Annotated in this window: 2 tRNA genes; both read left to right on the top strand. The window is 45.6% G+C overall.

The annotated features are described in order from the left end of the window. The first annotated feature begins 79 nt into the window (after nucleotides 1-79). Nucleotides 80-156: transfer RNA gene (locus tag HEN21_RS22655), tRNA-Ile, on the top strand. Nucleotides 157-198: 42 nt separating this feature from the next. Beyond that, nucleotides 199-274 (top strand) — tRNA-Ala (locus HEN21_RS22650). Nucleotides 275-390: the final 116 nt, after the last annotated feature.

Below are 390 nucleotides of genomic sequence, written 5' to 3'. Positions count from 1 at the left end.
TCACCTCCTTACCTTAAAGAAGCGTTCTTTGAAGTGCTCACACAGATTGTCTGATGAAAATGAGCAGTAAAACCTCTACAGGCTTGTAGCTCAGGTGGTTAGAGCGCACCCCTGATAAGGGTGAGGTCGGTGGTTCAAGTCCACTCAGGCCTACCAAATTTGCACCGCAAATTTGAAGAGGTTTTAACTACATGTTATGGGGCTATAGCTCAGCTGGGAGAGCGCCTGCTTTGCACGCAGGAGGTCTGCGGTTCGATCCCGCATAGCTCCACCATCTCTGTAGTGATTAAATAAAAAATACTTCAGAGTGTACCTGCAAGGGTTCACTGCGAAGTTTTGCTCTTTAAAAATCTGGATCAAGCTGAAAATTGAAACACTGAACAACGAAAG

This window comes from Escherichia sp. 93.1518, from assembly GCF_013368915.2.
GTDB classification, from domain to species: Bacteria; Pseudomonadota; Gammaproteobacteria; order Enterobacterales; family Enterobacteriaceae; genus Escherichia; species Escherichia ruysiae.
Note: the sequence above shows the minus strand (reverse complement) of the source record. Positions and strands in the feature narration are given on the sequence as shown.